Source organism: Ruegeria conchae, from assembly GCF_000192475.1.
Lineage (GTDB): Bacteria > Pseudomonadota > Alphaproteobacteria > Rhodobacterales > Rhodobacteraceae > Ruegeria > Ruegeria conchae.
Map to the genome: position 1 here is coordinate 233,588 of NZ_AEYW01000013.1, position 25,256 is coordinate 258,843.

Consider the following 25,256-nt stretch of genomic DNA (forward strand, 5'->3'; position numbering starts at 1 on the left):
CAAGTGCCTCAGGTCAGGAACGATTTGGCCTTCATAGTATCTGCCACAGGCGCACCGACGCGCTGTAGTATGGTTGGCGCAAGCTGAAGCTGGTCGATCACGGTCTCGGTGTCAGGCCCTTCGGCGTCACCAAAATAGTAAAGAGCCGTTTCCTGCTGTAACGGGCTGCGCCCGCCATGATGGCCGCGTTCATCTTGGCCATGATCGGCGGTTACGATGACATCGTAGCCAAGCTGCCGCCAACGCGGGATGAAAGGTGCCAGCATTTCGTCCATGACGAAACAGGCGTGGTCCATTTCCTCACAGTCGTGGTAGAAACGGTGCCCCATACTGTCCAGCGTGCAGGTGTGCAGAATACCGTAATCCAGACCAAACCGAAGGCACAGGTTGGTCAGCGTGGCGAACAGATCAACATCGGATGGCGTCATCTGGTTGGCTTTGCCGTAGCCAGTCATCGAATGGAATCTGCCATGGTTGATGGTCTTGCTGTCAGGCTCGTCATATTCCACATCACGAACGTAGTCGAAGGGGTGACGGTTGAAGAATTGCGACCAGTAGCTATGCGTGACCGCGCCGGTCACACCGCCCGCTTCTCGTACCTGACTGAAGACGTCCTTGTGGGACAGCCGAAACACGTTGCCATTACCGGTGCAGCCATGCTGTTGCGGTGTGACACCGGTATGGATCGAAGCGTAGCAACTGGCTGATGTCGAGGGCAGGACAGAGCGCAGTTTCCAAACTCGCGCATCGCCGCTGTCGACCCATCCTTCAAGATTGCCAAACAGTCTGCGAAAGTTGCGCCACGGTACACCGTCGAGAATGATCAAAAGCAGTTTGCGGTCCATTGTCCGGCCCTATTCTTTTCGAAGTATTGGTTGTCGCGACCCTAGGGGATTCGCTTGCACGGGGCTGCCCATTTGCGCCCTAAAATGTAAAATCCCGACGTTTGTTTTCAGTCAAACGCCGGGATTTCCAAACATTATGCTATGTTCGGGATAAGTCCGGGATTAGTTGCCCGCACTTTCCATTTTGCGATGGGCGACAACCTCTTCCAGCCAACCCAGATGCATTTCGGGCACCGAGCTGAGCAGCAAATCGGTATAGTCATCGAAGGGTGGGCTCAGCACCTGCGACTTGGGTCCATAGCGGACCACGCGGCCCTGATACATCACCGCGATACTGTCACTGATGGCGCGCACCGTCGCCAGATCGTGGGTGATGAACAGATAGGCCACATCCTCGATCTTCTGCAAGTCGAGCAGCAACTTGAGGATGCCATCTGCCACAAGCGGATCGAGCGCCGAGGTGACCTCATCACAGATGATCATTTTGGGCTTGGCCGCCAATGAACGAGCGATGCAGACCCGCTGTTTCTGACCGCCAGACAGTTCGGCTGGGTAGCGATCGATGAACTTCTCGCCCAGCTCGATCTCATCCAGAAGTTCTATGATACGCTTGCGTTTCTCAGCACCGCGCATGTTGAAGTAAAACTCCAACGGTCGCCCGATGATCGTACCGACTGTTTGCCGCGGGTTCATCGCGACATCCGCCATCTGATAGATCATCTGCAACTCGCGCAGATCTTCAAGTGAACGGCCCTTCAAGTCGGGGCTAAGTTTCCGACCGGCAAAGGTGATCTCGCCATCGCGCGGCGGCAGCAACCCGGTGATCACACGGGCCAGCGTCGACTTGCCTGAGCCGGATTCACCCACCACAGCCAATGTCTGCCCCGGATGAAGCTCAACATTGACGTTGTGAAGAACGTCGAAGTTCAAGCCTTTGTAGCGCGCGGTAATACCATCGACGCTCAGCACCGGATCCGCAGTGGGCTGCTTTTCTTCGTGTTCAATCGAGCGAACCGAAACCAGCGCCTGAGTATACTCTTCTTGCGGATTGTTGATGATCTGATCGGTGTTTCCATACTCGACCGTATTGCCCATCCGCAGAACCATGATGTCGTCGCTGACTTGTGCGACAACTGCAAGGTCATGCGTGATGTACAACGCAGCGACACCTGTATCGGCGATGGCCTCCTTGATGGCCATCAGGACGTCGATCTGAGTGGTCACGTCCAAGGCCGTGGTAGGTTCGTCAAACACAACTAGATCCGGTTCGGGGCACAACGCCAGCGCTGTCATGCAGCGTTGCAACTGACCGCCCGAAACTTGGTGTGGGTATCGATCACCGATATTGTCCGGATCGGGCAGGCCTAGCTTGGCGAACAATTCGCGCGCGCGGGCTTCGGCCTCTTTACGAGAGAATTTCTTATGTTCGACTGCAGCTTCGACCACCTGATCCATGATCTTTTTGGCGGGGTTGAACGAGGCGGCTGCTGACTGCGAGACATAAGACACCTCGCCGCCGCGCAGGTTGCGGATATCACCCAGCGCCGACTTCATGATGTCACGGCCGTTGACCCAAACCTCGCCACCGGTGATCTTAACGCCGCCCCGGCCATAGGCCATCGAGGCCAGACCGATGGTCGATTTGCCAGCTCCGGATTCACCGATCAACCCCAACACCTTGCCGGGCGCGAGGTCAAAGCTGACCCCGTGCACGATTTCGATGTCATGGGGCTTTTCGCCCGGCGGATAGACGGTCGCGCCGATCTTGAGGTCGCGGACCTTGAGAAGGGTATCACTCATCCTCGGCCTCCTTTCAGCGATGTGGTACGGTTCAGAACCCAGTCAGCAACAAGGTTGACCGAGATCGCTAGCGTGGCGATGGCCACTGCAGGGTAGAGCGCGGCACCAATACCGTAGACGATGCCGTCCTTATTCTCTTTCACGATGCCGCCCCAATCCGCCAAGGGCGGCTGGACGCCAAGGCCTAGGAACGAAAGCGTCGAGATGAACAGGACCATAAAGATGAACCGCAGACCGAACTCGGCCACCAGAGGCGACAGAGCGTTCGGCAGGATTTCTCGGAAAATGATCCACCTGCGTCCTTCACCGCGCAGTTTGGCGGCTTCGACGTAGTCCATCACGTTGATATCCACGGCGACAGATCGCGACAGACGATATGGTCGGGTCGCATCCAACAGGCCCATCACAAGGATCAGGATCGGAACGGTTACCGGAACGATTGCCAGAATAACCAGCGCCAGGATCAGCGTAGGGATCGACATGATCAGATCGACCGTCCGGCTAAGCGCCTGATCGGCCCATCCGCCCAAAACTGCAGCAAGTAGGCCCAATGACGTTCCCGTCAGAAAGCTGAGAAGTGTTGCAGCTGCGGCAATGAAGATTGTTGTGCGCCCGCCATAGATCATGCGGGTTAGCAGATCGCGGCCGATATTGTCCGTGCCCAGCAGATGCTCGGAGCTACTCGGCTCCCAAACGTCGCCGACCACTTCTGCCATTCCATAAGGCGCGATCAAGGGCGCGGCGATCGCGACAAAGAAATAGGCGCCGGTGAACATAAGGCCAATCAGTGCCGAAAGAGGAATGTTCTTTATCATTTCGGATGCCTCAGTCTTGGGTTGGCAAGGATCGACACGATATCCGCGACCATGTTCAACCCGATGTAAACGGCTGCAAACACCACACCGCAGGCCAGAACAACAGGCACGTCACGCTTTGTCACGGCATCTACGAGGTACTGCCCCATACCGGGATAGACGAAGACAACCTCGACCACGACGACACCTACGACCAGATAGGCCAGGTTCAGCATGACAACGTTCACGATAGGTGAAATCGCGTTGGGAAAGGCATGCCGGGCGATAACCTGAAAGGTGCTCAAACCCTTTAGTTCAGCCGTTTCAATATAGGCGGATTGCATAAGATTAAGAATGGCAGCGCGTGTCATGCGCATCATCTGCGCCAGAACCACCAGCGTCAGTACGAAGGCTGGCAAAGCAATGGCATTTAGCTTTTGCCCAAACGACATTGAATCGTTGACCATCGCTAGCGAGGAGAACCAGCCCAGTTTCACTGAGATGTAGTAGATCACCACGTAGCCGATCAGAAATTCCGGTATCGAAACCGTTGTGAGCGTGATCGCAGAGATCAGTTTATCCGGCCAGCGGTTGCGATAACGCACGGCCAGAAGTCCAAGAAAGATTGCAAGTGGAACGGAAACGATGGCAGCGACGCATGCCAGAAACAGTGTATTTCCAAGGCGTTTTCCAATGCTCTCAGAAATATCCAGCTTGTTTGTCAAGGATTGGCCAAGATCGCCCTGAAAAATGCCTCCCAGCCATTCGAAATAGCGGGTCAGGGCAGGGCGGTTCAAACCCATCTCTTCGCGCAGGTTAGCAAGGGCCTCTGGGGTTGCGGACTGCCCCAGGACGGCTTGCGCGGCGTCTCCGGGAAGGGCTTCGGTCAGGCCAAAAATCAAGGCCGAAGCGCCGAGCAGCAATAGGAGTCCCAGCGCCAGGCGCTGGGAAACCAATTTGATGATAGGATGCATTATCCGTAGCCCGTTTTAGACGAACCACATTTTGCGGGATATGTTGCCGTTCATCATCTCTTGCGTCGGGTCAGATTCCCATCCGTCCAGTTGGTTGCTGATGCCCTCGACAAAGTCGTTGAACATCGGACAGATCAGGCCGCCTTCGTCGCGGACCATCCGGCCCATTTGGCTGTAGATGCTTTTGCGTTTTTCAACGTCCAGCTCTGCCTTTGCCGCGAACAGCATATCGTCGAACGCCTGAACCTTAAACCGAGTGTCGTTCCAGTCTGCGGTCGACAGGTACGCGGTCGAATACATCTGGTCCTGAACCGGACGGCCGCCCCAGTACGAGGCACAGAACGGCTGAACGTTCCAAACCTCGGACCAGTATCCATCGTTGGGTTCACGCTTGATTTCAAGCGGAATTCCAGCCTGTGCGGCGGTCTGCTGGAACAGTGCAGCGGCGTCCACAGCACCCGGGAAGGCACCGTCGGCTACACGCAATATGATCGGCGAACCATCATGGCCGGACTTTTTGTAGTGCTCTGCAGCTTTCTCAATGCTGAATTCGCGCTGTTCGATGGTTTCATCAAACAATGGGTAGGCTGCGTTGATCGGCATGTCATTCCCGATCGAGCCATAGCCACGCAGGACTTTGTCTACCAATTCCGCACGGTTGATTGCGTATTTCAACGCGGTGCGCAATTCGTTGTTGTCGAACGGAGCCGTGTCGCAATGCATGATGAAGACATAGTGACCGCGACCGGCGGTTGAATGCACGGTCAGGTTTGGTGCACGGCCCAACAGGTCGGCAACTTTGGGTTCAACGCGGTTGACGGCGTGGACCTGTCCGGACTGCAGTGCAGCGGTCCGCGCAGTTGCATCGTTGATCACAACAACTTCGACGCTGTCAAAATTACCGAAATCGCTGTTCCAATGGTTTTCGTTCTTGGTGAACAGGTGACGGACGCCGGGTTCGTCCACTTCCAGTTTATACGGACCTGTGCCGATACCTGCCGCCGGGTTATCCATGCCCCCATCGGGCTGAATAATCAGGTGATAGTCGGCCATCAGATACGGCAGGTCGGCGTTTGGCTCGGTCAATGTGACTTGGAAATTGTCTCCATCGGCCTTCATCGACTCGATGCCTTTCATGATGCCCAATGCACCTGATTTGGAATCTTCGTTGGAGTGGCGCTGCATAGTTTTCAGCACGTCATCGCTGGTCATGGTCTTGCCGTTGTGGAACTCAACCCCTTGACGCAGCTTGAACGTCCATACTTTGGCGTCTGCACTTCCTTCGACGCTTTCCGCCAGGCGCGGTTCAATGGTCCCGTCGGGGGCCACTTCGACCAATTGGTCACCGAATTGCTTGCCGTTCTGGAACGGGACTGAGCTTGCGTAGGTTGCCGGATCAAGTGAGTTGGTCGATTCACCGCCCTGCAAACCGAATTTCAGATCGCCGCCCTTTTTTGGGCCAGCCGCACGTGCGGCCTCGGCAAACATATTGCTTGCGATTGCGGCCGAGACACCCAGTGCCGCTGCTTTACCCATGAATTCACGGCGGGTCAGCTTACCAGCCGTGACCTGCTTTGACATGTGAGTGAGTTGTTCGTTCATCCAGAGATCTCCCAGTTGATTGGATGTTCGGTCCATTGTTGGACTTTTTATTGACGCGTGAGTCAAAGTAGGGGCAATGCAGGGTGGTGGGCAAGTGAAAATCTTTCGTCTGAAGCTTCAAAACTTACATTTCATTGCGTGGCACCGTGTCTTCGAGCGTTTTTGAGTACACCAATTCGTTATTTTCGAAGGCGCTTATCTCTGCTCGAACAAAAAAGTTCTTATTATCGGACCACATCTCGCAAACGCTTTCGGTGAATAGGAACGATTCACCGCGCTGCTGTTCTTGTGTCCAACGACAATAGCCCCGCGCCGATAGGGGGTTGTCGGGGTGAATCGACCACTTTTCTGTTGCTGTGCTTCCGGTGATCAGCCCATGCGTTTCGTCACGGAGTTTGCCAAAGTCATCCTCGATGATCAGGTGGGTTTCGCCGGTGGTCATATCCAATTCTACACGCCGGGAATTTTGCGTTTCTCGAAGAACACTGACGGGATTTGCAGATTCTGCATCAGGAGGGGCGAAGTTGTATTCGTTTGATTGATGTGGCGGACGCGTTGGAATGATTATGTCGCCTTCAGTCAGTTGAAGCTCGACAGTTTCCGGCGAAGGCCAGATTAACGGCCAATAGGCGCTCGAGATCGCCACGCGTAAGCGGTGCCCTTTCGGTATTCGATAAGCGATGTGATCCAGGTCCAGTTCTATATCGTAGGTCTGATCGGGTATTAGGGGGGTGGGATCTGCATGACTGTCCCGGTGCGTCAGATTTAGCACCCCATATGTGATCCGCGTCGAAGCACCGTCCGGGTGTATATGATTCAGCCGAACAGCAATCTGCGCCTGAGGTTTGTCAGCCCTCAGTCGGAGCCGGATTTTGGGTGCGCCCACAATCTCGATGTCGGCTGCCAATGGGTCGCTGTCGAAACAGGCTGAAAGCGCGTCGTCCCCCCTCTGGTCCCCCGGCATATCCGGACCTAGCCAAATCGCACAAAACTCGCCGCTTTCAAGACCGCAGGTATGTGGCGATCGGATTGAGGTGTTCAGTGACCCTTCGTGCCCAAGGCCGGCATCGGTCAGTTGCATCGTCATGGTTGGCAGATGCGATGTCGCGCCTTCATCCTCGGCAATCCAACGCCCTGCGCGCTCTTTGTACCAGCGCGCCGGACGCACACCGTTCATCACATAAGCGCGGTAGTCTGGATCATCTTCGACACCTGTATCCTTTCCCTTTAGCCAATGGTCCCACCACCTTAGGGCCTCCTGCAAAAAACCGATGCGAGGTTCAGGAACTGCGAAATGAGGATATTTGTGCACCCATGGGCCAACAACACCTTTGACCGGCGCGTTCAACTGTTCGACCAGCAATGGCACAGTGTTCTTATAAGCGTCACCCCAGCCTCCAACCGCCAGAGTGGCCGCTTGAATTGAATCAAAATTCTCGCAGACGGAACCATGGCGCCAATAGGCATCACGTGTTTGGTGGCGCAGCCAGACGGAGGGCAGGAAAGGCTCATTCACTAACCGATCCAACCAGAGTTCACGCCAGTTTGACCGCAGATCTGGGTCTGGAGCGCGAGAGGAGTAGGACCACATTGTCGCGCCCCAGCCCAGATTTTCATTCAGCAGGCATCCGCCTTTGTAATGTATGTCATCGGCATACCGGTCCGCGGTCGAACAAAGCGTAATGATTGCCTTCAAAGGCTCAGGCTGCATCGCGGCAACCTGCAATGAGTTGAACCCGCCCCAACTGATACCCATCATCCCGACCGTGCCGCTACACCAGGGTTGATCGGCTAGCCATTGGATTACTGCGACGGCATCGTCCAATTCCTGCTGAGTGTATTCATCCTCCATCAACCCTTCGCTGTCACCATTGCCGCGCATATCCACGCGTACGCAGGCATATCCACGTTTGGCAAACCAAGGATGGGATAAGGCGTCACGTGCAGTGGTACCGTCGCGTTTGCGATATGGCAGATGTTCCACAATGGCGGGAACCGGGTCTTCGCCCGCATCGATCGGGCGCCAGATCCGGGCTGAAAGGCGGCAGCCATCCGGCATGGTGATACCCATATCAGGGATTTCTTCGATCTCGCGAAGTGCGTTGAAGGGCGGTGCCATATCTCTGAACTCCTGACCGATAGCAACCGGGCCAAGATGTCAGATCAATTCCGTATTGCAATCACCAAGTCCATCACATTGGTCCCTGTAGGCCCCGTAACCAGCAACGCACCTGCTTTGGCCAGGAAGCTGCCGCTGTCCGCGTTGTTGAGGTATTCTTGCGCTTCGTCTGACCATGTTTCGCCGGTAACGATAGCGCCGGCTGCGTCCGTTGGCCCATCCGTGCCATCTGTTCCACCAACGATCACTGTAATGTCCCGTTGCCCTTCAATTTCGTGCGCCAAAGCCAGCGCTAGGGCCTGATTTCGTCCACCTCGCCCGGGTTGGTCCGGAAGAACGACGGTTGGCTCTCCTCCAAAAACCATCACGCCTTTGGGCATGTGGCGCAGTCGTTCTCCTATCGCGGTCGCAACTGATAGGTAGTCATCGTGCAACGCCTCCGCGTTGGCGAGGACGACAAAGCCAGCTTGCTCGGCTGTTTGGGCGGCCGCGTTACGTGCGTGCTCATTTGATGCGATTATTGAGGTCTGGGCGGCAAAACGTGGCGCATCTGGCAACGCTCCGATACCGGATCCAATCACGCCCAGGTCGTCTCCGGGGACATCCGAGATCGCCAAAACGGTCACTTTTTTCCCAGGAAAACTGGACAGCAGTCCTCCGCCCTTAATGCGCGATAGTTTGCGCCGCTCAGCATTCATCGCTCTGATATCCAATCCATCGCCAAGCAATCTTTGGTTCAGGGCTTCAAGATCGTCCAGGGAGAACCCGGGCATTAAATCCTCGGCCAGAGAGGACGCGCCGCCAGATACCAGAAGCAACAGACTACTATCATGTTCCATGCTCTCTATGGTTTCGCGCAATGCCCGTCCCCCGGCCAGACTGCGATCATCGGGTACGGGATGAGAGGATTCGATGACATCAACATGCGCTGGCAGTCCATCGCTATGGCCATCTTTGGTAACGACCAACGTGGGGACCGCTCCGAACTGGTTCGCTGCAGCGCGGGCCATCGCACCCGCCGCCTTGCCAACGGCCAGTATCTGGTCTGGCCGTTCCATCATTTGGATCGCTTCCAACGTCGCGGTGTAACCATCGACAGCCGCCACACCGGCGCTCCAAATATCCTGAATCTGTTGAGAGGCCTGCATCAGCTTTCCATCCAAATTGTCACGGGCCCGTCATTGACCAGTTCTACAGCCATGTCAGCCCCGAATGATCCCGTTTCTACTGGTATGCCCAGTGAGGACAGGTTGCGAACAAACGCTTCATAAAGTCGTTCGCCCTCTGCTGCCGGGGCCGCACCGGAAAATCCCGGGCGGTTACCGCGTGACGTGTCAGCGGCCAAAGTGAATTGGCTGATTACCAATGCTGAGCCGCAGATATCCAAGATCGAACGGTTCATTTTTCCTGCATCGTCTTTGAAGATGCGAAGCTTTGCGATCTTGTTAGCCAGTTGTTCGGCCTGAGCCTCATCATCCCCTTGCATCGCACAGACCAAAATCATCAACCCCGGACCGGATTGTCCAATCACCGTGCCTTCGACTGTGACAGAGGCACTGGAAATTCTTTGAAGTAGCGCGCGCATCTGCAATTCCTACTCTTGGTGTTTATTCACGCCAATCAACGATATCATCCAGAGCGGCACGTCCTGTTCTGAAAGAGTTGGCTGGATGGTCTTTATCTGGATATCCGAATGAGATCGCACATAAAACAATCCGGTCATCTGGAATATCGAAGTACCGGTGAAGAAACGGACCATAAGCCGCAACCGCCGCCTGAGGGATACTGGCCACACCCAGGGCTTGTGCCGCCAAAGCGAATGCTGTCACAAACCCTCCGCAATCCATGGCACCATATGGGCCCAGCTCGGTGGGGCTGGATAGGATGGCGCAGTGTGGGGCTCCGAATAGAGTGTAGTTTTTCATCATTTGCTGCGCCGAAGCGGTGCGATCACCCTTTTCGACGCCGACCGCTTTGTATAACGCCCAGCCGCATGCGCGCCGACGATCCTGATAGACACCGGAATACCTGGTTGGAAAGGGCAGGTCCGGGTTTGGGCTGGCCTGTTGTGTCTCGCGCTGCAGCGCTTCGCGAAAATGGTCAGTTTCAGTGCCACTGGTGATTGTAAGCTGCCAGGGTTGCGCATTGCACCAGCTTGGAACACGCGTTGCGCTGGTGACGATCTGTTCAATCTGTTCACGGGGAACAGGGTCTGAGCGAAAGGCACGGCACGAGTGGCGCTGAGTTAAAAGAGCGTTCAGAGCGTCAAGGTGCAAGTCAATTCCCCCCATCCAACGCGCTATCTGACACGAGTGTTCTCTTTATTGCTGGCCGGTTGCAACCAGATAACCGACACCAGCAGCAACCAGCAGGCCCAGTACCACAGCGATGGTAATCTTGATCGCCGACCAGGGGCGCTCACCCTGAACGCGCCCGGTTCTGCCATTCACTACAAAGCGATAGGTCTCGCCCCGGTATTTATAGGCTGCCATCCAGACCGGCAGTAGGATATGTTTGAACGTGACATCTCGGACTTCCGTATCGACAGCGTGGATGCGCTGACGATCGCCACCGATATCAAACCGTACATCACGCTCGATCACGCGCGCCATGTGACCGCGCGCCTCCTGATATCCTTCCTGCAATTCGACCGTATAGGCTTCGGCACGGAATCCAGCCAGATATTCGGGCTGATAGGGCTCAAGTGCAGGCAGATCCCAGGGTTCCAGCGCATCCGTATAGGATTTGGGCAGGGATTGTGATGCCAACACCAGAACATCGTCAAAAAACCGTGCCACGCGTCCGGACTTTGGCGACCAGCGCACCTTGGGAACCTGCTGCTGAACGCGCTTTCCATCCCGCATCACGGTTCGGGTTTCGTAATAGACGACACCACGTTCGCCCCGATAACTCGACTTGGTATCGGCATCGAATGTCCAGTAGGGCACGTAGATGCCCTGCATCTTGCGGCCTTTGCGGGCGTATTCCTTCAGCCCATTGGGCGCAAACCACAGTCGCCCCAGCCAATCCCCCATGGCTTGGTGCGCCGAGCGTTCGTCCAGTGCAAAGGGCAACACACCGCGTGGCTTGATATGGCGGCTTACACCGGTATCTGTGACGACAGGTGTCGCACAAAATGGGCACTCTGCGGCGTGTGTGTTCGGGTCAAATTCGACCTGTGCTGCGCAGTTGGGGCAGGTAAGAACACGAGTTTCTTCAATTTCACTATCGGGGAGGCGATCCGCGATGGCCGTGTCGAAATCGAGTTCACGTAAACTGGCCCCTCCCCACGGGCCCGCGCCAATGGCCTCGGAATGTCCGCAGTGATCGCAGGTGAGCGTTCCGTCATCGGGATTGAACCGATAATCCGCCCCGCATTGTTCGCAAGGAAAACGGTGTTCGACTTTTGCCATTACAGAATCCTGGTCATGGATAGCCTAATATCGGGTCAGGCGCCCGGTGGCGGCGGTGGCAAGATGGTGAACAACTGCGCCAATTCTTGTACGTCCCCCGCCTTTTTCCAACCGTCCTGACCGGCGGTCCAGACGTGGGTATCACGCGTGATCTCACCGTCGGTTGCCATACGACCCATCTTGGCTTTGGAAAATGGTCCGCTAGTCTGGCCATCCACCGCGATATGCCACACATGCTCGACGGGTGGCGGGGGCGGCGGTGCCGCGTGCGCTGACGCTTGCGGTGCAGCGGGGACGGAACCGCTCCAGGGACCGCTGGGCTGACCCGCTGCCATGTTCGACATTTGCTGCGCCATCGCCATGCCCATCCCCATGCCAAGACCGGCACCCATGCCACCGCCCTGACCGGGGTTATTGGCAGCCGCTGTCATGGCCTCGGCAGCGGAATACTGAGTGAACTTGCCCAGATCGCCCGCCAAACCCATCGAGGTGCGCTTGTCCAGAGCCGCCTCGACCGCAGGTGGGAGCGAGATGTTCTCGATATAGAATTCGGGCATACTCAAACCATACCCATCCAGCACCGGTGACACCTCGGCTGCGATCAGTTTTCCCAGATCGGCGGTGTTCGCGGCCATATCGAGAACTGGAATGCCCGAGCCTGCGATGACGCGGCTGAATTCCTGCACGATGATGTTTCTGATCTGAAAGCTGATCTCGTCCATGGTGAATTCACCATCGGTGCCTACGATCTCTACTAGGAATTTCGCCGGGTCCTTGACCCGCACCGTATAGGTGCCGAAGGCCCGGATGCGTGTTGGCCCAAACTCGGGATCGCGCAGCATGATCGGGTTCTTGGTGCCCCATTTCAGGTCATTGAACCGGGTCGTGTTAACGAAGTAAATTTCAGACTTGAACGGAGACTGGAAACCATGATCCCAATGCTGCAGCGTCGTCATGATCGGCATGTTGTTTGTCTCAAGCATGTAGAGTCCGGGCGTGAACACATCCGCCAGCTGCCCCTCATGCACAAACACAGCCGCCTGACCTTCGCGCACTGTCAGCTTGGCGCCGTATTTGATCTCGTGGCCCTCACGCTCGAACCGCCAGACCATCGTGTCGCGGGTGTCGTCAACCCAGTGGATGACGTCGATGAATTCGCCGTTCAGAAAATCAAAAATTCCCATTGGATTTCTCCTGTCTTCGGGGTCAGAGCGACTGCCCCATCAATTCGCGTGCAATGATACGGACCACCGGACGTGCCTCGTCAGCGGTCATGCCCGCTTTCAAGCGTGGGTCGTAAAGAATCGTCAGTAGTTTTTCGTCATGGCTGGTGAGCAGGGCGAACTCGTCGTCATCATTGAAGATCGACGGTCGGGCCGATGGGCTGTCATTCGGAAGCCCCAATCCTTGCGCAATCTCTTCATGAACGCAGCTCAGGCGCACCAGATCGGGATGTTCTGCCCGTATCAGGGCAACAGCCCGGGTATAAGTCTGAGGCGTGCTGTTCGATGCCGACGCAAACACAAAACAATAGAAAGACCGCGGCAGTTTGTCGAAGAGATCAAGCTGCGCCTGTCCTATGCCGGGGATCAGTTGTCGCAACCGGGCTTGTACATAGGCGGTATCATCTTCACCCGCCACGAATACGTGAAAGTTCGCATTCCGGGTGGTGGTCGAGACCGGATGTCGAGTCAGCCGCGACAAACGGTTGGCATAGGCGTCAATTCGGGCAGTCTCTTGCTGGCGAACGTTTGGCGCGACTGAGGGTCCGAATTCGGGTTTGATGCGTACGGGTGACGACCAGCGACTTAACTGTCGGCTGGTTCTTCTGCTACCGCTCGAGACAGCCTGCCCCGGATACTCATTATAAAACGCAATGGTTTCGAAATTCCGTGCGAGGTCATCGGCGTCGTAGGGCGTATCCGGCCCACCACCATCGGTGCGCAACAACCCGCGCGTCAGCAGGTTGTTCTGAACGCTTTCATAATACCGCGCGAGGTCGAGGCTGGCGGGCGAAGGGGGCTGATAGGCATTGCTCAAGCCCTGAGGTTGCTCCGGGTGGGGTTCCGGAGCGATGGACGTCGTCAAGGCCTCTTCGCAGCCAGCTAATGCCAGCAGCGAAACTACCAATGTTGCAGTCCTAGCGCGATGTAATGGCCGCACGCCCGCTGTTTCCATTATCCGGGGACAGCCGTTCCGGCATTGTCACCGATCCCGTCCTGTCGCGCTTTGGCCGAGGCGAGCGTGTCGCGCAACTCGGCCTCCATCTTCTTCAGTTCTTCCTCGGCGGCGGCGCGCTTGGCTTTGCCTTCGTCCGCTATGGCGAGGCTTTCGTTGATCGTACCGATCAGGTCAGCGTTGGCCTGCTTGACGGCTTCGATGTCGAATACACCACGCTCCATCTCTTCGCGGATCATCTTGTTAGACTCGCGCAGGTTGGCCGCGTTCGAGGTCAGCAGCTCATTGGTCAGATCATTGGCATCACGTACGGCGGCTGCAGCTTCGGCACTGCGCTGGATGGTTACCGCTTGTGCCAGCTGGGTTTCCCAAAGCGGCACGGTGTTGACGAGGGTTGAGTTGATCTTGGTCACCAGCGACTTATCGTTCTCCTGCACCAAGCGGATCGAGGGCAGCGACTGCATCGTCACCTGACGGGTCAGCTTCAAGTCATGGACCCGGCGTTCCAGATCGTCGCGCGCGGCGCGCAAGTCGCGCAGTTCCTGCGCCTTCATCACCTGCTGGTCTTCGGGTGCGGCCTGAACCTCGGCCTCTTTTTCGGGAATGTCATGGCTGTCCAGTTCGGTCAGCTTCTCCTCACCCGCCGCGATGTAAAGCGCGAGTTCGTCGTAGAACTCCAGCGTCTTTTCATACAGCAGATCCAGAGACTTGATATCTTTCAGCAAGGTGTGCTCATGGCCCAAGAGGTCGTCTGTGATCCGGTCGATCTGGCTTTGAACGTCCTCATACTGCGCCGTGAACTTGGCAAAGGGCGCTGCGCGGCCTAGCAGTTTTTCCCACCAGCTACGCTCGCGGCGAACGTCTAATTCGCTGACAGAGAAACCTCTGATCGTCGTTACGATATTGCGAAGGCTGTCGCCCGCCGGGCCCACATCCTTATTGCGGACATCGGCCAGCATCGCCTGACTGATCTCCTGCAATTCCGCCTGTGCGGATGATCCAAATGACACGATCGAGTTTGTGTCGCCCATGTCGATCTCACCCATCCGCTTGCGGATTTCGGCGCCAACTGGTTCATCGGCGTCTTCAAGCGGCACAATCTCAGCCTGTGGTTCAGGGAGGGCGACGGCGGTGACTTCTTGCACCAGCGTTTCAGCCTCGACTGCCTTGTTCTTGATCTCATCGGACATGGGGTAATCCTCGCTTACATAAATGCCGGTCAATCCAACCGGACGCCTTCGCGCTGCAGCCGGTCACGCAGCACATCAATTTCAACCGTCAGATCACTACGGTCATCCAATAGCATCTTTCGCGTCCGCGCCGCGAAATTCTGTTCGAGATCGTCCAGCAGGGCCGAATAATCTGCCAGCGCCTGCGCATCGCGGGTACGCGCATAGACGTCCGAAAACTTCACCGTCGCATCGCGTGCGCCCTGCAAGTAAACCGTCAGATATTTCCGCGCGCCCGCCAGATCACGTGGGTCTTCTTCGACCGTTCGGAACAAATCGCGGGCGGTATCTTGAAACCGCTCGACACGCGCTTCGATCTGACGGTCTCCGGCGCGTTTGATCGCGTCGGTCATTTGGGTCAGGTGAGATTCCGCATCCTCAACAACGCGCGCCACGCGATCTTGTTGGAAGGTGTCGATGCCTTCCATACCCTTGTCTTTCAAGGGGTCGATGCCAAAGGACACCGAATGTAATGCAGTGGCAACAACCCCAAACAGAACCGGTGCCAACAGGCTGGCCTGAGCTGCGGTTTCTGCATCTAGAAACTCTGTTCGATACGCGGCCAATGCCGTGCCCAGCCCAGTCAGGACGCTTGAGAAGATTTTGCGGGGGAAGGCCGGGCGGCGGGCGGTACTTTTGGCATTGTATGCAGATTCCGCTCGCAGCCCTTCGCGCAGCAAGAATGCGGCGGCCGTCAGCAGACCTGCAGCGATCAAACCAATTGTCATTCCGATAGCGCCGTCGTTCAGTGACAGGAATGCCAACGGAATTGCGGGCACAAATAGGAGGTTCGCGCGTGCACCCGCCGGTTCGACCCGAGCTCCGTCAAACTGTCCACGAGAGGGTTGATCTTGGTCTGACGACGCACCCTGAGGGCTGAATTTCCCACCGAACCTTTTGGCCATGCCCTTACAAGCCCCCAAGCACGCCGGTACAGACGCCGAACAACAGCACCAGCAGCGCTGCATACGCCAATTTTTGTACTCCGGTCCCGGACATGGTGCCCCCAAACTGTCGCTATCACAGAAAATTTAGGCGATGCGATGGCTTGGCGCTAGGGGGAAGGTTACTTAAGCCGCGTCACTTGCGAGGTTTCTTGCCGATTGTCGGCCTTTTGCGCTGAGGCCGGGCAGGGCGTTTGACGGTTGGCTTGCCGCTTTCTTCAGCGTCCATCCCCAGTTGGTCACGCATAACACGCCGACGAATCTCTTCAACCTCACCGGATTTCAAGTCGCCAAGCTGAAACGGGCCATAAGAAACCCGCAAAAGTCGGTTTACCGCATAGCCGATATCTTCGATTGCACGGCGAATCTCGCGGTTCTTGCCTTCGCGCAGACCGATGGTTAGCCAGGCGTTCGCACCCTGTTGGCGGTCCAATGTAACGGTCATGGGCTGAAACCGTTCCCCGTCTATGACCAATCCCTTGCGAAGCGGTGCAAAATCTTCGTCCTTGGGGCGTCCGTTAACCCGCACCCGGTATTTGCGCAGCCATCCGGTGGCGGGCAGTTCAAGCTTGCGCTTGATGCCGCCATCATTGGTGAGCAGCAGCAACCCTTCCGAATTCAGGTCGAGCCGTCCGACACTCATGACCCTCGGCATATCCTCTGGCAGATCGTCAAAGATCGTCTTGCGTCCCTTTTCATCACGCGCAGTCGTCACAAGGCCTGGAGGCTTGTGATAGAGCCATAGGCGAGATGGCTCGGGCTCGGACACGGGTTTGCCATCGACAGTGATCCTGTCCTTGGCCGTCACGTTCAGCGCTGGGCTACTGATGGGTTTGCCATTCACGGTCACACGACCGGCTTCGATCATGCGTTCAGCCTCGCGACGCGAGGCGACACCGGCGCGGGCAAGCACTTTGGCGATCCGATCGCCGGGAGGAGGGGTATTGGTCATCCCTCGCCCATAGCCTATCCCGGCGGCTTGCGAAAGCCGGGTTTCTGGGGCAGTCAGAGGCATGGAGTTCCGATCTCACATGAAACTGGCGCTGGAACAGGCGCAGGCGGCGGCAGACCGGGGGGAGGTGCCCGTGGGTGCTGTAATTATCGGACCGGACGGTCAGGTGGTTGCCGCTGAAGGTAATCGGACACGCGAGTTGAACGATCCCACCGCCCATGCCGAGATACTGGTGCTGCGCGCCGCCTGCGCACAGGCCGGATCGGAGCGGCTGCCTGATCACGATGTATATGTGACGCTGGAACCCTGTGCCATGTGTGCGGCAGCACTGGCTGCGGCGCGTATCCGGCGTGTGTACTACGGCGCATCCGATCCGAAATCGGGCGGCGTCGCCCACGGCGCGCGGGTATTTTCGCACCCGCAGGCACATCATGCCCCTGAAATCTATGATGGGATCGGTGCCGAAGAGGCCGAGCGATTGCTCAAGGATTTTTTCGTGGGGCGGCGTTAGCGCGCTACCAACTCAGGCTATAGATCGTGTGATCGCCGGGCAAACCTTTCAGTGAAACTGATCTTGGTGTGCCAAAGGTCAACCCATCTTGCCCGTCCGCTAAAAGCTGGGTTGCGTCGGACAAACGGACCTCACCCGGTGCGGCTGAGGCCGCGATCCGGGCGGCCTTGTTCACCACCGTACCGAAGAAATCGTCATCGGTCTGGATCACATCTCCCGTATGTATGCCGACGCGAATCTGCAGCGTTGGTTCACCCAATTCACTGGCGTTGCGCCGCTGCAGGTCGACTGCGGCCATCAGTGCCGCCCGCGCCGACGAGAAGCTGGACATGGTTCCATCCCCCAGCGACTTTACCAGCGTTCCGCTCTGAGCCTCGATGACGTCACGAGCCAATTCAAAGTGTTTTTGGACCGCATCGGTCCAGATCCAGTCCCCCAGCTTGTCGGCAATAGCCGATGAATTGACGATGTCCGTGAACATAACCGAAGCCATGCCCTCGCGCTGATCCTGACGAAACCCGTCGCGTGCGGCTGCTACCAGCGCGTCCAGGGCTTTGTGCTCAATACCGATTTTTTCCATGTTATGGATCGGATTGGACACGTGGCAGTGCACCATCTTCCACACACCGTCTTCGAGATGCAGGATGAAGGTGAACCTATGCAACATTGCCTTTTGGTTCGTGGCGAAGCAAAGCGTTGCAACGCAATGGGCCCAACCAACTGCACCGCATTCAAATGCCTCCAGGCTGTGTTCTTCCCAACCGTAGTCGGGAATTTCGGCCACATGATCAGGGAAACCCTTTCGGAATAGCGAGCCTGACCAAATCTCCCCATCCGCTGAGCCTTGATATCGCAGGTACTCAGACGTCGACAGCATGTTGTAGAGCGCTGCTCCATCTTTGGCTCGGACAGCGTCATTCCAGCGTCGCACCACCGCGATCAACTCCGGCGATGGGCGAATAGGCTGATTCATTTGGATTTCACCACAAGCTCCCGAGGGATGTCCGCCAAAGGCTGACCACCATTGGCGGTAACCAAAAAGCTCTCGGTGATCGCCAGTCCCCAATCCGAAGTCCAGAGCCCGGGCATCAAATGGAAGGTCATATTTTCCTGAAGTTCGGTCGTGTCACCCGGCCGCAGGCTCATGGTGCGTTCACCCCAATCGGGAGGGTAACTTAATCCGATCGGATAGCCGGTGCGGTTGGCTTTGACATATCCGGCGCGGGCGAAACTCTCGTAGACACAGTTCGCGACCTCTTCGCAAGTTGTGCCCGGACGCGCCGCGCTCAAGGCATCATCGATGGCCCTGAGCACAGCAGCCTCGGCGCGGCGAATATCTTCCGGAGGATCACCCAGAAATAGGCTGCGACTGGCCGGGCAATGATAACGGCGATAGCACCCTGAGATTTCAAAGTAAGTTGCCTCATCCTGTGTTAAGGGTCTATCGTTCCAGGTGATGTGCGAAGCAGACGCCTCGGTACCTGAAGGGGCGATTGGAACGATTGCGGGATAGTCCCCGGCCAGTCCCGGCAATCCGGCGATCCCTGCTGCCTGAACTTCGGCAACCAGTTGGTTTTTTGGCAGCCCTTCGCGGAACGCATCGCGCAACACCTGATGCATATGGGCAGTAAGCCGCCCCGCTTTTTGCATCATTTCGACCTCAGCGTCGCTTTTGACCGCGCGCTGCCAGTTTACCAGGCCAGTGGCATCCAAAATCGCAGCGTCTCCGAATGCGTTCTGCAGTATGCGATGACTGGCGGCCGAGTAATAGTAGTTGTCCATTTCGACACCCAGTGCCGAAGTCCATCCGCGGTCCCGCAAAAGTTTGGCGAGGGAATCGACGGGATGGTGGTCGGGGTGTTGAACGTGCTCTTCAGGCCAGTCCAGAAGATCAGATGCATCCATCCATGTGGTCTGCGCTGCACCAGCCTTGTCCTGCGTACGCCCCCACCATAGTGGAGAACCGTTCGCTGGCAGGATGACCATCTGGGGTACATAAAAACTCCACCCGTCGTAACCGGTAAGCCACGCCATGTTCGATGGGTCGGTTATCAGCAGGGTTTCGATCCCCTGCTGTTCCATTGCTGCGCGGGTCTTCGCGATACGGTCGGCAAATTCCTGGGCGCTGAAATCTGTGGCGGGCATCAGAGAGAAATCGCTTTCATCACTTCGGGTTCGATCACATCGACGCCCGGCAAGCCGTCAATCAGGGCCTGAGCCGATTGTTCGAGAATCGGAAAGGTCTGGTAGTGGCACGGAATAATCGTTTTGAAATCAAAGTACCGTTTGGCCGCGTAGGCTGCGCCTTTCATGTCCATGGTAAAGTGACCACCGGCGGAAAGGATGCCGATATCGGGTTTGTAGAATTCCCCCATCCAATCCATATCCGCCATGATATCGGTATCGCCAGAGACGTACACCATTCGGCCCTCGGTTGAGATCATATACCCGACTTCGGTCCCACCGGTACGCAATCCGTCGGGGGTTGAAAAGGTCGAACTGTGCGAGGCTGGGACCATCGATACCTTGATACCGCTAAGGTCAACTGTGCCGCCTTTATTGAAACCAACTGTTTCGATCCCTTCCGCCTCGGCCCAATAGCCCATCAGATCGTACTGTCCCACGACGGGTACGTTCAGATGTTTGGCCAGTGGCAATACATCAACGACATGATCGAAATGGGTATGGGTCAGTAGGATATGGGTTGCACCCTCCACCGCCGCATCATGCTGATCTTCGGGCAATGACGGGTTCCCCGTCAGCCAGGGATCGAACAGCAGGACCTGCCCCGATGTTTCGATGCGAAAGCTGCCATGTCCCAGCCAAATAATTTCCATAGTGAACTCTCCCAAATTCTGCTTGGCGTCAGCCTAGCATCGGCTATGTAAAAATCCATGGACTGGACGCAGTATATTGACGGTTATTGCGAGCGGCTCTCGCCCGCGTATTGGGCCGAGCCGATAAATGCCGTGACCAATGTGGCGTTTCTTGTTGCGGCATTTGTGATGTGGCGCAGGGTGCACGGGCAGGGTGCTCCGCTGGCGATGGCCTTGGTTGTGATACTGGCAATGATTGGTGTCGGCAGCTACCTGTTTCATACGCATGCACAGGTTTGGGCCGCGATAGCAGATACAACGCCGATCTTGCTTTATATTCTGGTTTATATCTTTGCGGTGAACCGGGATGTCTGGGGGATGCGGCCCGTTTATGCGCTGGGTCTGACCGCGCTGTTCATTCCCTACGCGGCGTTGACAATTCCCGTGTTTCAGCTGGTGCCGGGTTTGGGCGCTTCAGCAGCCTATGCACCGGTGCCGCTATTGATCCTGATTTATGCTTTTCTGTTGAGGTCGCGGACCCCCGATACAGCGCGCGGGTTGGCGATCGGGGCTGGCATACTGATCGCCTCGATCATTTTCCGAGCCTTGGATGAGCCAACCTGCGGTCACTTTCCCATCGGAACGCATTTCATGTGGCACATCCTGAACGCCACCATGCTTGGCTGGATGATCGAGGTATATCTGCGCGCCGTTCGGAAGGTGCCTGTTACGACTGCGCCGGGTACTTGAGGCCAAACCAAAACACATTGGCGGGCTACCAGTACCTTGGAATCACTTGAGGTCAGTCACGGAATGCTGCCGCCAAAGCCTCGGGCAGATCAAATTCCGCCAAAACTTTGGCGCGGCCTTCGGCGGACATTTTGATGGCGGTTTTTTCTACGATGCGCTGAATTTTCTCGGCTGAATGCTTCGCTGCGAAGGGTTCAAAATACCATTTCAGGAAAACAAAACAGATCACATCCTCAAGCGCCTGCACGTCGGCATGGCGCTTGATGCCTTGTTTGCGCAGCATCTGTTCGACTGCTTCGATTTGATCCGCACCGTATTCGGCTTGTTCCATAAAGCCTCGCACCACGTCCGCGTGGTAAACACCTTGTGCCTTGCGCCAAGCCAGATAACCGGCACGCCCTTCCGGATATTCGGTGCGCTTCAGCTTCCAGCGTTCGACATGCTGCCCGCGCGCAGCAATCTGAAGTGCATCAGATGCATTTGGGAAAAGGCGATCAAGCTCGGCACTCATGCGCTGGCCATACAGCAGTTCTGCGGGCTGCCCGTTTTCCATATTGGGATCTTCCGCATTGGCGGCGTCAATTGCGTTCAGTACTGCTTGCTTGCGTGCGCTCATGTTCTGCTCCGTTAGCTCGCCTGATCGTCACCTGTGGGTGTTTCGGCTGATGGTCTTTGGTCATGCTAACGACTTGTCGGTCAGGGTACAGCGGTGATTTGGAAAAAGTGCCGGATCAGGAGGGGGAAGCCGATCCGGCACATGGGACAGGTCTACTTGCCTGTCTGGGTTTGATCTTTGGTCACAGGCTCCGATACAGGCTGAGGGAAGCTGAGGTTTCGGGTCAGATTGTTCATGTCTATTCCCAATGCCAGGGCAGGAGATGTCAGAACCACGGCGGCCAAGATGAATGCAGGGACAAAGGTTTTCATATGCTGTCTCCGGTTTCGAATTGTGTCACACAATTGAAATGAACAGTTCGGTTTAGTTTTCAATGCCGAAAATGAACTAATCAGTTCACCAACTTGCATATGGGGCATTCAAAAACGCATGGCTGCTGGCGAATTGAGTGCGCACGGCGGCGTCATCCGGTGACCGGTCTTGCGAGTGATGCGACAGACGGGTAAACGCCCCTTAACGCATATGAGGTTTTCCGATGTCGATAGACCAAAGCACCGCCGCCAAGGTGGCCAAACTCGCCCGGATCAAGGTCGAGGATGACGCGCTGCCCGCGCTGGCATCCGAGTTCAACACCATCCTTGGGTTCATCGAGCAACTGAACGAAGTGGATGTCGAAGGTGTCGAGCCGATGGTCTCGGTCACACCGATGCGTCTGAAGCGTCGTCAGGACGTAGTCACTGACGGAAATCAGCAGGACAAAGTTCTGTCCAATGCCCCCGATGCGCGCGAAGGGTTCTTCGCTGTTCCCAAAGTTGTGGAGTAAGTCATGAGCGAACTGAACAAACTGGGGCTGGCTGAAGCTCGCGACGCGTTGCGTGCCGGTGATGTAACTTCGGTTGAACTGACTGAATCCTGCCTGACAGCCATTGATGAAGCCGATGCGCTGAACGCGTTCGTCCACAAGACACCCGAGATTGCGATTGAGCGTGCAAAGGCCGCAGATGATCGGATCAAAGCGGGCGACGCCCCTTCGATGTGCGGCTTGCCGATCGGTATAAAAGATCTGTTCTGCACCAAAGGTGTTCCTTCGCAGGCCGCGTCCAAGATACTCGATGGCTTCAAGCCCGAATACGAATCCACTGTGTCTCAGCAATTGGCTGACGCAGGTGCCGTGATGCTGGGCAAGCTGAACATGGACGAATTCGCCATGGGCTCGTCCAACGAAACCTCCGTTTATGGTAACGCCGTTAGCCCGTGGCGGCGTGGCAACGACGAGGCTCAGCTAACACCAGGCGGCTCGTCTGGTGGTTCGGCCTCGGCTGTTTCTGCTGATCTGTGTCTGGCTGCGACCGGCACCGATACCGGAGGTTCGATCCGGCAACCTGCCGCCTTTGTTGGCATTACCGGCATCAAACCGACCTATGGCCGCTGCTCACGCTGGGGCATCGTTGCCTTCGCCTCGTCGCTGGATCAGGCCGGCCCGATGACCAAGAACGTACGTGACGCGGCGATCATGCTGGAAACCATGTGTGGCCATGACCCCAAGGATTCCACCAGCGCCGAATTGGCTGTGCCGAATTTTGAGGCAATGCTGACCGGCGATATCAAGGGCAAGAAAATCGGTATTCCCAAAGAATACCGCATGGACGGTATGCCCACCGAGATCGAAAAGCTCTGGGTTGATGGCGCTGCGATGCTGAAAGACGCAGGGGCTGAGATCGTCGATATTTCGCTGCCGCACACCAAATACGCACTACCTGCATATTATGTGATTGCTCCTGCTGAGGCGTCTTCGAATCTTGCCCGCTATGATGGTGTCCGCTATGGCCGCCGCGCGCAGCTGGCACAAGGTGACGGAATCACCGAAATGTATGAAAAGACCCGCGCGGAAGGCTTCGGCCCCGAGGTCCAGCGCCGGGTAATGATCGGCACATATGTGTTGTCGGCGGGTTTCTATGACGCCTACTACAACCGCGCCCGCAAAGTGCGGACACTGATCAAGAAAGACTTCGAAGATGTCTTCGCGACTGGCGTTGACGCAATCCTGACCCCGGCCACACCTTCGGCTTCGTTCGGCCTGGGTGAGATGACCGAAGCTGATCCGGTTCAAATGTATCTGAACGACGTGTTCACAGTGACCGTGAACCTAGCTGGCCTGCCCGGTATCTCGGTTCCTGCGGGACTGGACGCTCAGGGACTGCCGCTGGGTCTGCAACTGATCGGCCGCCCATGGGAAGAGGGCGATCTGCTCAACACCGCCTATGCGCTTGAGAATGCCGCCGGGTTTGTGGCCAAGCCGGGCAAATGGTGGTAATTCTCTGACCGGAAGAACGACAAGAAGGCGGAGCAGCCGAATGCGTAAATTGCTTCTGATTTCGACCCTCGGGCTGGTAGCAGCCTGTGATACGGTCGCCCCTGTATCGGGCACCGGGTTCAATACGCCGGAATACCAGGCCCAACGCGAGGCTGAACTAACCGGGCAGGGGCTGGCTGGTAACCCGTTGCTGCCACCCGAAGCGATTTCAGAGCAGCCGCTTTCGGCGCAAGGTGCTCCTCTGAATGACGGCAGTGCGGCTGATATTGCAAACCAGACGGCTGTGGCGCTGGCCAGTACGTCTGACCAGCAAGGCTTAATGGCCCCAGTGACAAACAACACAGGCATTTCTGACGAACAGGATTTTGAAGCCGTTTCAAACAGGCGTAGTATCGATGCAGATGCGGCGCAGATCGAACAGAACCGACAGACATATGAAGTTGTCGCGCCAACCGCGGTTCCACAGCGCGGTACAGATGGACAGCCCAACATCGTGCAATACGCGTTGAACACGTCAAACCCCGTCGGAACCCAGCTCTACAGCCGTGCAGGGTTCAATTTAAAGGCCAAAGCCGAGCGGAACTGTGCGCAATTCGCATCGCCGGATCAGGCCCAGATCGAATTTCTATCCAATGGCGGTCCCCAGCGCGACCGTAAAGGTCTGGACCCGGATGGCGACGGCTATGCCTGCGGCTGGGACCCCAGTGCGTTCCGCAGTGCCGTCAACAACTGAGCTTTCGCCGATCTGGCATCCATCGCCCAATTTCGGCCCCCGGCGCGATGGGTTGAAGCCTGCGCTGATCGTTCTGCACTACACCGCAATGGAAAGCGCATCAGCTGCGCTCGAGCGCCTTTGCGATCCCGGTCCTGAAGTTTCCGCTCACTATCTGATCGGCGGCAATGGCGAGCTCTGGCAGCTTGTGCGCGAGGAAGACCGCGCCTGGCATGCCGGGGCAGGGGAGTGGCAAGGGCAAACAGATATAAATTCCCGTTCCATTGGCATCGAATTGGACAATCGGGGCGATCACCCGTTCTCCGAGCCTCAGATGAACGCGCTGGAACAGCTTCTGTCCAAACTCATGCGGCGTTGGTCGATCCCCCCGGAAGGTATCATTGGACATTCCGACATGGCACCCGGGCGCAAGACCGACCCAGGCCCCCGTTTTGATTGGCAAAGACTGGAACGTCAAAGCCTCGCCGCTCCATCTGGCACCGAAGCGCCTTCCGGATCGACGTTCCGGGCGCTGGCGCAAGTCCGGGGATATACAGCTGATGTCGATGATGACATCCTGCTCAAAACCATTCGCCTGCGCCACCGTCCCTGGGCCAAAGGCCCATTGCACCCTGACGATTTCAAAGCGCTGGCCCTTCCTCCACATCCGACCTGATCCGCAATTCA

The 25,256-nt window shown here is 56.8% G+C and carries 26 protein-coding genes; 6 read left to right on the forward strand and 20 right to left on the reverse strand.

Features of this window, described 5'->3' with window-relative positions:
* Window positions 1–8: 8 nt before the first annotated feature.
* The 15 genes from G7G_RS0113035 to G7G_RS0113105 all read right to left on the reverse strand — a co-directional run bounded on the left by G7G_RS0113035 (window position 9) and on the right by G7G_RS0113105 (window position 16,913).
* The gene (locus G7G_RS0113035; RefSeq protein WP_010441874.1) at window positions 9–845 is read right to left on the reverse strand and encodes an alkaline phosphatase family protein; all 837 of its coding nucleotides are present in this window, start codon (window positions 843–845) and stop codon (window positions 9–11) included.
* A 162-nt stretch (window positions 846–1,007) separates the two neighbouring features.
* Window positions 1,008–2,645: an ABC transporter ATP-binding protein gene (locus G7G_RS0113040; RefSeq protein ID WP_010441875.1), complete on the reverse strand. Its 1,638-nt coding sequence runs from the start codon at window positions 2,643–2,645 to the stop codon at window positions 1,008–1,010.
* On the reverse strand, window positions 2,642–3,457 hold the full coding sequence (locus tag G7G_RS0113045; RefSeq protein WP_029621990.1) for an ABC transporter permease: 816 nt from the start codon (window positions 3,455–3,457) through the stop codon (window positions 2,642–2,644). The genes G7G_RS0113040 and G7G_RS0113045 overlap by 4 nt, the downstream gene beginning before the upstream one ends.
* Window positions 3,457–4,413, reverse strand: a complete 957-nt coding sequence (locus tag G7G_RS0113050; protein ID WP_010441877.1) for an ABC transporter permease — start codon at window positions 4,411–4,413, stop codon at window positions 3,457–3,459. The genes G7G_RS0113045 and G7G_RS0113050 overlap by 1 nt, the downstream gene beginning before the upstream one ends.
* A gap of 15 nt (window positions 4,414–4,428) precedes the next feature.
* A complete protein-coding gene (locus tag G7G_RS0113055; RefSeq protein WP_010441878.1) occupies window positions 4,429–6,015 on the reverse strand; it encodes an ABC transporter substrate-binding protein in 1,587 nt (528 codons plus the stop codon).
* A 124-nt stretch (window positions 6,016–6,139) separates the two neighbouring features.
* A complete protein-coding gene (locus G7G_RS0113060; protein ID WP_010441879.1) occupies window positions 6,140–8,134 on the reverse strand; it encodes a CocE/NonD family hydrolase in 1,995 nt (664 codons plus the stop codon).
* A 44-nt stretch (window positions 8,135–8,178) separates the two neighbouring features.
* On the reverse strand, window positions 8,179–9,282 hold the full coding sequence (locus G7G_RS0113065) for a glycerate kinase type-2 family protein (RefSeq protein WP_010441880.1): 1,104 nt from the start codon (window positions 9,280–9,282) through the stop codon (window positions 8,179–8,181).
* Window positions 9,282–9,719 carry a D-aminoacyl-tRNA deacylase gene (gene dtd / locus G7G_RS0113070; protein ID WP_010441881.1) on the reverse strand — a complete coding sequence of 146 codons (438 nt, stop codon included), beginning with the start codon at window positions 9,717–9,719 and terminating at the stop codon, window positions 9,282–9,284. The genes G7G_RS0113065 and dtd overlap by 1 nt, the downstream gene beginning before the upstream one ends.
* A gap of 22 nt (window positions 9,720–9,741) precedes the next feature.
* Window positions 9,742–10,425 (reverse strand): nitroreductase, encoded by a 684-nt coding sequence (locus G7G_RS0113075; RefSeq protein WP_010441882.1) that lies wholly within the window; start codon window positions 10,423–10,425, stop codon window positions 9,742–9,744.
* A gap of 30 nt (window positions 10,426–10,455) precedes the next feature.
* A complete protein-coding gene (locus G7G_RS0113080; RefSeq protein WP_010441883.1) occupies window positions 10,456–11,547 on the reverse strand; it encodes a TFIIB-type zinc finger domain-containing protein in 1,092 nt (363 codons plus the stop codon).
* Window positions 11,548–11,582: 35 nt separating this feature from the next.
* On the reverse strand, window positions 11,583–12,731 hold the full coding sequence (locus G7G_RS0113085) for an SPFH domain-containing protein (protein ID WP_010441884.1): 1,149 nt from the start codon (window positions 12,729–12,731) through the stop codon (window positions 11,583–11,585).
* 22 nt (window positions 12,732–12,753) lie between these two features.
* Window positions 12,754–13,725: a DUF2927 domain-containing protein gene (locus G7G_RS0113090; RefSeq protein ID WP_010441885.1), complete on the reverse strand. Its 972-nt coding sequence runs from the start codon at window positions 13,723–13,725 to the stop codon at window positions 12,754–12,756.
* A complete protein-coding gene (locus G7G_RS0113095) occupies window positions 13,725–14,915 on the reverse strand; it encodes a toxic anion resistance protein (RefSeq protein WP_010441886.1) in 1,191 nt (396 codons plus the stop codon). Before G7G_RS0113095 ends, G7G_RS0113090 begins: the two co-directional genes overlap by 1 nt.
* A 29-nt stretch (window positions 14,916–14,944) precedes the next feature.
* Entirely contained in the window at window positions 14,945–15,859 is a 915-nt protein-coding gene (locus tag G7G_RS0113100) for a 5-bromo-4-chloroindolyl phosphate hydrolysis family protein (RefSeq protein ID WP_010441887.1), read from the reverse strand.
* A gap of 175 nt (window positions 15,860–16,034) precedes the next feature.
* Complete coding sequence (locus G7G_RS0113105) at window positions 16,035–16,913, reverse strand: pseudouridine synthase (protein ID WP_010441888.1); 879 nt, start codon at window positions 16,911–16,913, stop codon at window positions 16,035–16,037.
* Between G7G_RS0113105 and G7G_RS0113110 the strand changes: the two genes are divergently transcribed.
* Window positions 16,912–17,361 carry a nucleoside deaminase gene (locus G7G_RS0113110; RefSeq protein ID WP_010441889.1) on the forward strand — a complete coding sequence of 150 codons (450 nt, stop codon included), beginning with the start codon at window positions 16,912–16,914 and terminating at the stop codon, window positions 17,359–17,361. The genes G7G_RS0113105 and G7G_RS0113110 overlap by 2 nt on opposite strands.
* A gap of 4 nt (window positions 17,362–17,365) precedes the next feature.
* Here G7G_RS0113110 and G7G_RS0113115 read toward each other — a convergent pair whose 3' ends face one another.
* Genes G7G_RS0113115 through G7G_RS0113125 form a run of 3 tightly spaced genes read right to left on the reverse strand, consistent with a single transcriptional unit; the run spans window position 17,366 to window position 20,198 of the window.
* Window positions 17,366–18,334: an adenylate/guanylate cyclase domain-containing protein gene (locus G7G_RS0113115; RefSeq protein WP_010441890.1), complete on the reverse strand. Its 969-nt coding sequence runs from the start codon at window positions 18,332–18,334 to the stop codon at window positions 17,366–17,368.
* A complete protein-coding gene (locus G7G_RS0113120; protein WP_010441891.1) occupies window positions 18,331–19,506 on the reverse strand; it encodes a M24 family metallopeptidase in 1,176 nt (391 codons plus the stop codon). Before G7G_RS0113120 ends, G7G_RS0113115 begins: the two co-directional genes overlap by 4 nt.
* Window positions 19,506–20,198, reverse strand: coding sequence for a metal-dependent hydrolase (locus G7G_RS0113125; RefSeq protein ID WP_010441892.1), 693 nt, complete (start codon window positions 20,196–20,198; stop codon window positions 19,506–19,508). Before G7G_RS0113125 ends, G7G_RS0113120 begins: the two co-directional genes overlap by 1 nt.
* A gap of 57 nt (window positions 20,199–20,255) precedes the next feature.
* Between G7G_RS0113125 and G7G_RS0113130 the strand changes: the two genes are divergently transcribed.
* A complete protein-coding gene (locus tag G7G_RS0113130; RefSeq protein WP_010441893.1) occupies window positions 20,256–20,927 on the forward strand; it encodes a ceramidase domain-containing protein in 672 nt (223 codons plus the stop codon).
* A gap of 52 nt (window positions 20,928–20,979) precedes the next feature.
* Here G7G_RS0113130 and G7G_RS0113135 read toward each other — a convergent pair whose 3' ends face one another.
* Both G7G_RS0113135 and G7G_RS24540 read right to left on the reverse strand, forming a co-directional pair.
* The gene (locus G7G_RS0113135) at window positions 20,980–21,543 is read right to left on the reverse strand and encodes a DUF4202 domain-containing protein (protein ID WP_010441894.1); all 564 of its coding nucleotides are present in this window, start codon (window positions 21,541–21,543) and stop codon (window positions 20,980–20,982) included.
* A 152-nt stretch (window positions 21,544–21,695) separates the two neighbouring features.
* Window positions 21,696–21,854 carry a hypothetical protein gene (locus G7G_RS24540; RefSeq protein WP_010441895.1) on the reverse strand — a complete coding sequence of 53 codons (159 nt, stop codon included), beginning with the start codon at window positions 21,852–21,854 and terminating at the stop codon, window positions 21,696–21,698.
* Between the two features lie 224 nt (window positions 21,855–22,078).
* Here G7G_RS24540 and gatC point away from each other — a divergent pair, with 224 nt between their 5' ends.
* Genes gatC through G7G_RS0113160 form a run of 4 tightly spaced genes read left to right on the forward strand, consistent with a single transcriptional unit; the run spans window position 22,079 to window position 25,245 of the window.
* The gene (gatC, locus tag G7G_RS0113145; RefSeq protein WP_010441896.1) at window positions 22,079–22,366 is read left to right on the forward strand and encodes an Asp-tRNA(Asn)/Glu-tRNA(Gln) amidotransferase subunit GatC; all 288 of its coding nucleotides are present in this window, start codon (window positions 22,079–22,081) and stop codon (window positions 22,364–22,366) included.
* A gap of 3 nt (window positions 22,367–22,369) precedes the next feature.
* Complete coding sequence (gatA, locus tag G7G_RS0113150; protein ID WP_010441897.1) at window positions 22,370–23,857, forward strand: Asp-tRNA(Asn)/Glu-tRNA(Gln) amidotransferase subunit GatA; 1,488 nt, start codon at window positions 22,370–22,372, stop codon at window positions 23,855–23,857.
* Between the two features lie 40 nt (window positions 23,858–23,897).
* On the forward strand, window positions 23,898–24,590 hold the full coding sequence (locus G7G_RS0113155; protein ID WP_010441898.1) for an excalibur calcium-binding domain-containing protein: 693 nt from the start codon (window positions 23,898–23,900) through the stop codon (window positions 24,588–24,590).
* Entirely contained in the window at window positions 24,541–25,245 is a 705-nt protein-coding gene (locus tag G7G_RS0113160; RefSeq protein WP_037321442.1) for an N-acetylmuramoyl-L-alanine amidase, read from the forward strand. Before G7G_RS0113155 ends, G7G_RS0113160 begins: the two co-directional genes overlap by 50 nt.
* The last annotated feature ends 11 nt before the right edge of the window (window positions 25,246–25,256 follow it).

What these genes read in the sequence shown, in the direction of transcription:
- G7G_RS0113035 (WP_010441874.1), bottom strand. Translation starts at nt 845, where the DNA reads ATGGACCGCAAACTGCTTTTGATCATTCTCGACGGTGTACCGTGGCGC.
- G7G_RS0113040 (WP_010441875.1), bottom strand. Translation starts at nt 2,645, where the DNA reads ATGAGTGATACCCTTCTCAAGGTCCGCGACCTCAAGATCGGCGCGACC.
- G7G_RS0113050 (WP_010441877.1), bottom strand. Translation starts at nt 4,413, where the DNA reads ATGCATCCTATCATCAAATTGGTTTCCCAGCGCCTGGCGCTGGGACTC.
- G7G_RS0113055 (WP_010441878.1), bottom strand. Translation starts at nt 6,015, where the DNA reads ATGAACGAACAACTCACTCACATGTCAAAGCAGGTCACGGCTGGTAAG.
- G7G_RS0113060 (WP_010441879.1), bottom strand. Translation starts at nt 8,134, where the DNA reads ATGGCACCGCCCTTCAACGCACTTCGCGAGATCGAAGAAATCCCTGAT.
- G7G_RS0113065 (WP_010441880.1), bottom strand. Translation starts at nt 9,282, where the DNA reads ATGCAGGCCTCTCAACAGATTCAGGATATTTGGAGCGCCGGTGTGGCG.
- dtd (WP_010441881.1), bottom strand. Translation starts at nt 9,719, where the DNA reads ATGCGCGCGCTACTTCAAAGAATTTCCAGTGCCTCTGTCACAGTCGAA.
- G7G_RS0113075 (WP_010441882.1), bottom strand. Translation starts at nt 10,425, where the DNA reads ATGGGGGGAATTGACTTGCACCTTGACGCTCTGAACGCTCTTTTAACT.
- G7G_RS0113080 (WP_010441883.1), bottom strand. Translation starts at nt 11,547, where the DNA reads ATGGCAAAAGTCGAACACCGTTTTCCTTGCGAACAATGCGGGGCGGAT.
- G7G_RS0113085 (WP_010441884.1), bottom strand. Translation starts at nt 12,731, where the DNA reads ATGGGAATTTTTGATTTTCTGAACGGCGAATTCATCGACGTCATCCAC.
- G7G_RS0113090 (WP_010441885.1), bottom strand. Translation starts at nt 13,725, where the DNA reads ATGGAAACAGCGGGCGTGCGGCCATTACATCGCGCTAGGACTGCAACA.
- G7G_RS0113095 (WP_010441886.1), bottom strand. Translation starts at nt 14,915, where the DNA reads ATGTCCGATGAGATCAAGAACAAGGCAGTCGAGGCTGAAACGCTGGTG.
- G7G_RS0113100 (WP_010441887.1), bottom strand. Translation starts at nt 15,859, where the DNA reads ATGGCCAAAAGGTTCGGTGGGAAATTCAGCCCTCAGGGTGCGTCGTCA.
- G7G_RS0113110 (WP_010441889.1), top strand. Translation starts at nt 16,912, where the DNA reads ATGGAGTTCCGATCTCACATGAAACTGGCGCTGGAACAGGCGCAGGCG.
- G7G_RS0113105 (WP_010441888.1), bottom strand. Translation starts at nt 16,913, where the DNA reads ATGCCTCTGACTGCCCCAGAAACCCGGCTTTCGCAAGCCGCCGGGATA.
- G7G_RS0113115 (WP_010441890.1), bottom strand. Translation starts at nt 18,334, where the DNA reads ATGAATCAGCCTATTCGCCCATCGCCGGAGTTGATCGCGGTGGTGCGA.
- G7G_RS0113120 (WP_010441891.1), bottom strand. Translation starts at nt 19,506, where the DNA reads ATGCCCGCCACAGATTTCAGCGCCCAGGAATTTGCCGACCGTATCGCG.
- G7G_RS0113125 (WP_010441892.1), bottom strand. Translation starts at nt 20,198, where the DNA reads ATGGAAATTATTTGGCTGGGACATGGCAGCTTTCGCATCGAAACATCG.
- G7G_RS0113130 (WP_010441893.1), top strand. Translation starts at nt 20,256, where the DNA reads ATGGACTGGACGCAGTATATTGACGGTTATTGCGAGCGGCTCTCGCCC.
- G7G_RS0113135 (WP_010441894.1), bottom strand. Translation starts at nt 21,543, where the DNA reads ATGAGCGCACGCAAGCAAGCAGTACTGAACGCAATTGACGCCGCCAAT.
- G7G_RS24540 (WP_010441895.1), bottom strand. Translation starts at nt 21,854, where the DNA reads ATGAAAACCTTTGTCCCTGCATTCATCTTGGCCGCCGTGGTTCTGACA.
- gatC (WP_010441896.1), top strand. Translation starts at nt 22,079, where the DNA reads ATGTCGATAGACCAAAGCACCGCCGCCAAGGTGGCCAAACTCGCCCGG.
- gatA (WP_010441897.1), top strand. Translation starts at nt 22,370, where the DNA reads ATGAGCGAACTGAACAAACTGGGGCTGGCTGAAGCTCGCGACGCGTTG.
- G7G_RS0113155 (WP_010441898.1), top strand. Translation starts at nt 23,898, where the DNA reads ATGCGTAAATTGCTTCTGATTTCGACCCTCGGGCTGGTAGCAGCCTGT.
- G7G_RS0113160 (WP_037321442.1), top strand. Translation starts at nt 24,541, where the DNA reads ATGCCTGCGGCTGGGACCCCAGTGCGTTCCGCAGTGCCGTCAACAACT.